Below are 8,333 nucleotides of genomic sequence, written 5' to 3' on the forward strand. Positions count from 1 at the left end.
GCTTGTTGGCCAGCAGGCCGTGCTCGCGCGCCTCGGCGCTGCCCGCCTCCGCGCCGAGCGCGGCGAGGTCGTCGACGAGCTGGTCGGATCCGAGCCGGGTGACGGCGTCGACCAGGGCCTGGTCGGAGGTCACCACGTTGTGGTCGACCAGTGCCGGAACCTGGTTGTGGGGTGCGCGGATGTCGGTCTGCATCTGGCTACGGTAGGACCCATGGCAACTGAGGGGACGCTTTCGACGTCGCGTGCCCTCGTCGACTCCGCGAAACGGCTGGGCCACCTGCTGTGGCGGCTGGTGGTGGCCACCGTCGGGTCGTGCATGCGGTACCGCGTGACCGGGATGGCGGCCGAGGCGGCGTTCTTCGCGATCCTGTCGGTGCCCCCGCTGGTCTTCGGGCTGGCCGGGGCGATCGGCTACTTCACCGACAGGTTCTCCGCCACCCAGGTCGCCGACGTCAAGCAGGCCGTGCTCGACCTGGCCAGCCAGGCGTTGACGCCCGACGCGGTCGACAAGATCATCGCGCCCACGATCGACGAGGTCCTCTCGAACGGGCGCTACGACGTGGTGTCGCTCGGCTTCGTGATCGCCCTGTGGTCGGGCTCGCGGGCGCTCAACGTCTTCGTCGACACCATCACGATCATGCACGGCCTGGGCGGTCACCGGGGGATCGTGCGCACGCGGGGGCTCTCGTTCGTCCTCTACCTGCTCGCGATGCTGACCGGGATGGTGTCGATCCCGCTCGTGGTCGCGGGGCCGACGCTGGTGCGCCAGTGGCTGCCGGAGCGGCTCGAGCTGGTGATGTCCTTCTACTGGCCGATCGTCACGGTGCTCTGCGTCTGCTTCCTCGCCACGCTCTACCACGTCTCCGTGCCGGTGCGGACCAAGTGGTCGTTCAACCTGCCCGGCGCTGTGTTCACCCTGTTCTGCTGGGTCTTCGGGTCCGGCGTCCTGCGCTGGGTGCTGACGTCGACCTCGGACGCCTCCCGGTCCATCTTCGGGCCGCTGGCGGCGCCGATCGCGGTGCTGCTGTGGCTGTACCTGGTCGCGCTGGCGGTCCTCATCGGGGCCGCGCTCAACGCCGCGTTCGACACGGTCTTCCCGCAGATCACCACGACTCGCGCCCGTCTGGAACTGCTGCATCGCGTACGCGAGCGCATCCGCGTGAAAGACTCCTGACCGTGTCATCGATCTCCCCGGTGCCGGAGGGTGGGCGCGTCTCGCTGCCCGACCGGGCTCGTTCCCCCTGGTGGGAGCTGGGCCGACGCCTCCTGGCCGCCCTCGCCATCCTCGTCGGCACCGTGTGTCTGGTGTGGTTCGACCGGTACGGCTACGTCGACAACAACGACCCGACCGGGTACGTCAGCCTGATCGACGCGATCTACTACACGACCGTGACCCTGTCGACGACCGGGTACGGGGACATCTCGCCGACCAGCGACTTCGCCCGCCTGGTCAACGCGTTCATCATCACCCCCGCCCGCATCGCCTTCCTGGTGCTGCTGATCGGGACGACCCTCGAGGTGCTGGCCACCCAGGGTCGGGAAATGTTCCGGGTCGCCCGGTGGAGGAAGACAATGGCAAACCACGTCGTCGTGGTCGGGTACGGCACCAAGGGCCGCAGCGCCATCGAGACGCTCGTCAAGAACGGTCAGGACCGCGCCGACGTCGTGGTCGTCGAGAGCGGCAACACCGGTCTGGAGGACGCCAACCGCGACGGTTTCGCCGTCGTCCGCGGCGACGCCACGCGGCGCGACGTGCTGCTGCAGGCGGGCGCCGACCGCGCCGGGCACATCATCGTGACCACCAACCGTGACGACTCGAACGTGATGGTCACGCTGACCGCACGCCAGGTGAACCCGGACGCGTGGATCACGGTGGCGGCGCGTGAGCAGGACAACGGGCCGCTGATGAAGCAGTCGGGCGCCAACTCCGTCATCACCTCCTCCGACGCGGTCGGGCGACTTCTGGGCCTGTCCACGCTGTCGCCCATGCTGGGCTCGGTGATGGAGGACCTGCTCACCTACGGCGACGGCCTCGAGGTGGCCGAGCGTGACCTGCTGGTCAGCGAGGTCGGCATGCAGCCGCAGCGCCTCCTCGACCAGGTGATCGCGGTGATCCGCGACGAGAAGGCCTACCGCTACTACGACCCGGTGGTCTCGCTCCTGGCGCGTGGTGACCGGCTGATCGTCGTACGCCCCTCCAAGGAGCTGCCGTGGGCGCCCCGACCGGGCACCCACCAGGAGCTCTCGGCCGACGACCTCGACGACTGATCCGCTCGCGTCACCGCGTGGTGACGTGGCACGTGCGCGGGGCAGGCTCGCGGTCCAGCCGCTCCTGCGTCCACGCGAACAGGTTGTCCATCGCGGGAGAGTCCTCCTCCACCAGGGGGACGTGGTCCCGGCCGGGGTAGCGGCGCAGGTCGACGACCTGTCCGTCGCGGCACAGCCGGCCGACGTACCCGGACTGGACCTCGTCGGAGATCAGGCCGTCGTCGATCCCCTGACCGACCAGCAGCGGCACGGAGGTCCGAGGGGCGGGCACGTTCTCGGTGAGGCGGCGTCCGAGCGCTCCTTCCAGCGGGGCGCTGGAGAGCACGTCGGGGTCGCGGCTCAGCGCGAGCGCCTGGAGGACGGAGACGAGGATGCCGGGCTCAGCGAGGCACCGCGAGGCGAACGCGCGGACGGTCTCCTCGGCTCCCGGCCGTACGTAGCGGCGGAACGTGATCTCCGGGTAGCGAGCCTGGAACGCGTGGAAGACGTACGCCTCCAGCACGCTGCCGCCGGTCACGCCGTCCAGGCCCGACACGAGTCCGGGGAGGTCGGCAGCGGGTGCCAGGGCGGCCACGCCGAGGAGCTCCGGAGCGGGTTCCTCGTGGGCGTCGAGTCCTGCGCGCCACTCGTCCTCGAGCTGGGCCGTCCACAGCGCGGCGCCGCCGCCCTGGGAGTGGCCCCAGACGACCGTGTCCGTCCCGAGCCGGGCCTCGGTGAGCTCGCGGGCAGCCGTGGTGGCGTCGAGCACGGACCACGCAGTGTCCTCGCCGATCAGGTACGGGTGGGTGCCGTCGGTGCCCAGGCCCGGGTAGTCGCTCGCCACGAGCGCCCACCCCTCCTCGACGACGCGCGGCAGCACGAACATGGCGCCCGACTCGAACGGCTCGGAGGCCAGGGACGGGGCGCACTGACGGGCCACGCCGGTGGTGCCGTGGGCCCAGCTGACGACCGGCCAACCGCCCTCACCCTCCGCGGGAACGACCACCAGACCGCTGGCCAGTGAGGGCTCCCCGTCGCCGGTCCTGGTCGTGTACAGGATCCGCCAGCCGAGGGCTCCGTCCGGGACGCCGCGCGTGAACGGCTCGGAGCGGACGAGGCGGCCAGGCTGGTCGGGGACGGTGCGCGGTGCCGCGTAGAACTCGTCGACCACGGGGGAGCCGCCGCGCACGACGGCGGAGAGTCCGGCCGCCCCGAGAGCGAGCACGAGGGCCAGCACGGCTCCCACCGTCCGGCGCCACCCGTGGCGTGTCGGGAGCGTGCCGGGCGGTGCGGCGGGTGCGGCCGGCCGCAGCGTCCGCCAGGCGAGCGTCGCGCCGGCCATGACGAGGCGTACGCCGAGCGCCAGGCACGCGACGATCAGGGTGATGTCGGGCCACAGCAGTGCGAGCACGCCCAGGACCACCCCGGCCAGTCCGAACGCGACCTCGCTGACCTGGCGGTCGCGTTCCGTGGCGCGCACGCCCCGGGCGGCCTGGACGACGCCGTGGACCACGAGCGCGACCCCGACCACCGCGGCGAGCAGCCGTACGGTCAGTCCGAGGAACGCCAGGACGAAGACGCCCGCCGCGACCCACGCCAGCCCCAGCCAGCAGGACGTACGTCGACCGCCCGCGTCGTCCCGCTCGTCGTCGGGGAGCAGCTCGAGGGCGCCGAGCACGACCATGCCTGCCCCCAGGAGCAGGGCCAGCGACCCCAGCGCCGTGGTCGGGCGTGCCACGACCGCGAGGCCCAGCGCCACCACGGCGGCGGCGACGAGCAGCCGCGCCCAGCGGGGCAGCTCCGCGGCACGGCGGCGGAGGCGGGTGCGCAGGCTGGCGGGGAGGGGCACGGAAGGAACCTAGCGGGTGCGGGAGGTGCGGGAACGACGAAGGCCCACCGGATATCCGGCGGGCCTTCGTGGCATGGAGCGGACGACGAGACTCGAACTCGCGACATCCACCTTGGCAAGGTGGTGCTCTACCAACTGAGCTACGTCCGCACGTCCTCGCGGTCGTTCCTGACCGGCGAAGCGAACAGAACTGTAGACGACGTGTCCGGGGCCCTCCGCACAGGGGTCACCGGGTGACGCGCACCAACCCCTTGGCGCCCCGTTCGGCGTCGACCATCAGATGTGAGACGAACGGGAAGTCGCCGGGCTCGGGGAAGGTGAGCTCCACGAACCCACCCTGGGCGGCCTGCAGCCCGAGGGCCTGCGACCCGCCCGCGTGGGCACCGGGCCGCAGCAGGTACGCCCCCTCGAACCAGGTGGTGTCGAACTGGCTGCCGATGACGTGGAAGGAGCTGGGGCGGTTGGGTCCGGCGTCCAGGACCCAGATGCGCACCCGCTCGCCGACGTGAGCCTCGAGCGGGTCGTGGGCGTACTGGTTGGCGTACCCGTTGAAGACCACGGCGTCCGGGTCCTCCTCGGCCAGCTTGGTCGCGTCCGCCTCGCCGCCCTGCTCGCCGAGGTACAGCTCGGACTGCACCAGCACGTAGCTGCGGTCCACCGCGGGGAGGTCGTCGGGCTCGATCACGACAGCGCCGAACAGCCCGTTGGCGATGTGCGCCGACATGGGCATGGTCGAGCAGTGGTACATCCAGACGCCTGCCCGGTTGGCCGTGAAGCGGTACACGAGCTTCTCGCCGGGTGCGATGGTCCGCATCGACGGTTGCGGGGACAGGAAGCTGGCGTGGAAGTCGACCGAGTGCCCCAGGGAGCCGTCGTTGACCAGGGTGATGACGAAGCGGTCGCCGACCCGTCCGTGCAGGGTGGGGCCGGGGGCCGTGCCCTCGTACGTCCAGAGCGTCTGGGTGACGCCGGGTGCCACCTCGGTGGTGGTGTCGGTGACGCGGAACGTGCGGCGGTGCACCCGGTTGCCGGGCGGCAGGGCCTGGAGTGAGGCGTCCCGGGCGGTGAAACCCTCCGGGGCGTCGGCCATGAAGTCGAGGTCTGCCGCGGCGCCGGTGCCTGCGGGGGTGGACCTGCTGCCGTGCGCGGCGTGACCGGCCGGCGGGTCTGCGTCCGCGTCGTCCGCCGCGTCGTCCGCGGCCGTGCCACCTCCGGCGCCGAGTGCCCTCACCTCCAGCACCATGCCCATCTGTCGGTGCCCGAGCAGGGAGCACCAGCCCTCCACGTCGCGGCCCACCACGCCCACGTCCAGCGTGGTGGTGTCGCCGGGAGACACCCTGGGCGACCTCTGGCCCGTCTCCAGGACGAGGTCGTGGACGTCGTCGGACTCGTTGACCAGCTCCACCACGAGTCGGTCGCCGGCCGGGACCTCGAGCGTCGCGGGGTGGTACCGCATGTCCCTGGCCACGACCCGGATGGTCGTGGTCTCGCCGGTCGCGCGTACTCCGCCGTCGGCGCCCTGCACCGCTCCGGCCCGCACCGAGGCGGGGTCGACGGACACGCCGGCGGCGGCGGCGAGGACCACCAGGCCGAGGCCGACCACGACCATCCCGGCGAACTGTCCTCGCGGGCGGGTCGACCCGTGCACGCTGCCGTCCGGCGCCGGGACGGAGGCGGGGTCGTGCTTGGCCCTCCGGGAGGCCCCCAGGGCGCGGACCAGGAGCGGGAGCCAGCTGAGGTACGCGCCCAGCACGAGCAGGGACGCCAGCACCCGTACGAGGCTCGGCACCGGAACCACGCACAGCAGGAGGCCGGCGTTGGCCAACGCGACCCGCAGCGGCGCGCCGCGGTCCAGCTCGGCGGTGGCCGCTCGTACCGGCCGGGGCCCGCCGCCGAGTGCCACCGGCACGAGGTGGGCCAGCGCGCCGAGGAGCACCTGGGCCACGAAGCCCGCCGCGAGGTAGGGGGTCAGCCACCCGAAGGCGGTTTCGACCCCGGCCCACGAGCCGGCCGTCGCGATCCTCCAGGCGAGTGCGACGAGGCAGCCGAACCACCAGAGCACCCCGGCCGCCACCGACAAGGGCGCGAACGTCGTGGGGAGACGACGGCGCGCGGCGTCGACGAGCGCCCACGAGGTGAGCCCCAGGCCTGTCAGGTAGCAGAGGAGACCGATCACCATGACCGGCCGGAGCCCCACCAGCGAGCCCACCGCCGTGACCAGGACGGAGCCGACGAGGACGGGCAGGGCGCGTGCGGCCCACCGCTCGGCGCCGTCGGTCATCCGGGTGCGCAGCATCGTCGGCCACAGCGTCACCAGCGTGCCCACGATGGTCAGGCCCACCCAGCCGAGCAGGTTGAGTGCCGCGTGGGCGACGACCAGGCGCAGGTGCCACGGGTCGCCCGGCCCGCGGGCCAGCAGCGTCCCCAGCACGGCCCCGACGGGGAGCAGGCAGGCGGCCGCCACGTAGTAGTGCACCGTCGAGGCGAAACGCGCCGGCAAGGCGCGACGCAGCATCCCGACGAGGGTCCACGCGTGCCACAGCACCGCCCCCGCCACGGCGGCGGCGCCCACGAGCGTGAGCGGCCAGGTGTCGCTGAGCACGCCGGCGACCACGCCCACGACTCCGGCGTTGAGCGCCAGCAGGCGACCGTCCTGCGCGGCCCGACCGTCGCCGGGGGTCTTGAGCAGGGCGTCGGCGAAGAACCGGCTCCAGACCAGGACGGCGTGGCTGACCGCGCCGAGCAGGAGCAGGTGCAGCATCAGCCAACGTGGTGCCGGGACCCACGGGTGCACGAAGGTGGAGACGGCGGTCGCGGCCAGCCAGACGATGCTGGGCAGGTCGCGCAGCGGGCGGAAGGTGCGCGTCATCGCGACTGGCTCCCTGCGTCGACGGGGCGGGTGGACGGGTCAGGCGAGGGCGGGGCGGTGCGTCCTCGAGCGGGGCGGGTCGCGGACCAGACGGCCACGGCGACGAACGACAGCACGGCAGCCACGTTGAGGGCCCCGCCGACCTGCCACGCCAGGTCGACGCCGTACGCGTCACCCACCAGCACGCGCAGCGCCAGCGAGCCGTGGAGCAGCGCCACCGGTGCGTACAGGGCCGGATGGTAGGGCAGGGAGCGGCGCAGCACGGCGGGCAGAATGACCGGCGCGTGGGCCATCACCATGGAGATCGTGAACCCGAGGAAGACGGCGTGGATCACCGCGTCGTACGCCGCCCCCTCGGCGGTGTGACCGCCGACGAACCAGAGGGTGGCGGCGACCGCGAGCCACGCGTACCCGGCGAGCATGCAGACCGCCATGTAGCGCGTCAGGCCGCTGCTGTGGACCGTGCGGCGCGCGACGTCGTGGCGCACCAGCCACACGGTCAGGGCCGCCAGGGCCGCTCCGAGCAGGACGGTGCCGGGGGCCGGCCACAGGAGCTGGGCCAGGACGCCCGCGGCCAGGATGCAGGAGAGGGTGACCAGGGCGGTGCCGGCGCTGGGGCCCATGGCGAGCCGGGCGAGCTCGAGCCGTTCGCCGGCGATCGTCAGCACGACGAAGCCCACCAGCCAGCCGATGACCCCGTGGGTGGGGGTGCCGGTGGCCCAGAGCAGCGCCGCACCGGTGGCCAGCAAGGCGCCGAGTGCCTGGACCAGCACGGCCTCGTCCCTTTGGCGCCGCCACAGCGGGACGTACAGGACGAGCAGTCCGGCAGTGCCGGCCACCAGCAGCCATCCACCGACCCTGACGGGTGCGGGGGAGAGCAGGGCCAGGACCGCCAGACCGTTGGTGGCGGGGGCGAGGTAGCCGGCGCGGTGGCCCAGGGCCACCGCACGTTCGAGACTGATGACGGTGCCCACGAAGCCGAGGACCATCAGCACACCGTGGACGTCGGGGAGCCGGTCGATGGTCACGGGAGCGGGCAGACCGAGCAGGAGCAGTGCGGCATCGAGTCCCGCGAGCAGGGCGGCGCCGCCCGGCAGGAGGAGCAGGGCCCGTGCCGCCGGGGGACGTGAGGTGGCCATCACGCCATCCGAAGTACGCAGGCACCCGGCTCGGCGAAGGGCTCGAGCTGGGTCGCGGACCCGTCGGTGCCGGTGGCGGCGAGGACTCCCTTGGTGAGGCCGAGGTGGACCGCGCAGACGACCTCGGGGTGCTCATGGGCGGCCTGCAGCAGGGGGCAGGTGCGCAGCCGTACGGTGCCGGCGGAGTCGTCGGTGTCCGGGGAGAACCCGAGGTCCTCGAGGAGGTCCA

5 protein-coding genes, 1 tRNA gene and 2 pseudogenes are annotated in these 8,333 nt (G+C 72.8%); 2 read left to right on the forward strand and 6 right to left on the reverse strand.

Annotation, left to right across the window (positions count from 1 at the left end; all coding sequences use genetic code 11):
• Window positions 1-193 (reverse strand): annotated as a pseudogene (locus tag ACI379_RS12670) (DNA alkylation response protein); the annotation flags it as partial.
• An 18-nt stretch (window positions 194-211) separates the two neighbouring features.
• Between ACI379_RS12670 and ACI379_RS12675 the strand changes: the two are divergent.
• The gene (locus ACI379_RS12675) at window positions 212-1,174 is read left to right on the forward strand and encodes a YihY/virulence factor BrkB family protein (protein WP_439792452.1); all 963 of its coding nucleotides are present in this window, start codon (window positions 212-214) and stop codon (window positions 1,172-1,174) included.
• Window positions 1,175-1,176: 2 nt separating this feature from the next.
• Window positions 1,177-2,268, forward strand: coding sequence for a potassium channel family protein (locus ACI379_RS12680; protein ID WP_439792453.1), 1,092 nt, complete (start codon window positions 1,177-1,179; stop codon window positions 2,266-2,268).
• A gap of 10 nt (window positions 2,269-2,278) precedes the next feature.
• On the opposite strand, the gene ACI379_RS12685 is transcribed toward ACI379_RS12680, so the two are convergent.
• From ACI379_RS12685 to ACI379_RS12705, 5 genes and pseudogenes are all read right to left on the reverse strand, one after another.
• Complete coding sequence (locus ACI379_RS12685; protein WP_439792454.1) at window positions 2,279-4,096, reverse strand: lipase family protein; 1,818 nt, start codon at window positions 4,094-4,096, stop codon at window positions 2,279-2,281.
• Window positions 4,097-4,170: 74 nt separating this feature from the next.
• Window positions 4,171-4,246 (reverse strand) — tRNA-Gly (locus tag ACI379_RS12690).
• A 76-nt stretch (window positions 4,247-4,322) separates the two neighbouring features.
• Window positions 4,323-6,965, reverse strand: coding sequence for a multicopper oxidase domain-containing protein (locus ACI379_RS12695; RefSeq protein ID WP_439792455.1), 2,643 nt, complete (start codon window positions 6,963-6,965; stop codon window positions 4,323-4,325).
• Entirely contained in the window at window positions 6,962-8,104 is a 1,143-nt protein-coding gene (locus tag ACI379_RS12700; RefSeq protein WP_439792456.1) for a hypothetical protein, read from the reverse strand. Before ACI379_RS12700 ends, ACI379_RS12695 begins: the two co-directional genes overlap by 4 nt.
• Window positions 8,104-8,333 (reverse strand): annotated as a pseudogene (locus ACI379_RS12705) (transcriptional regulator); the annotation flags it as partial. The gene ACI379_RS12700 and the pseudogene ACI379_RS12705, both read right to left, overlap by 1 nt.

It is taken from the genome of Nocardioides sp., from assembly GCF_051876515.1.
GTDB lineage: Bacteria > Actinomycetota > Actinomycetes > Propionibacteriales > Nocardioidaceae > Nocardioides.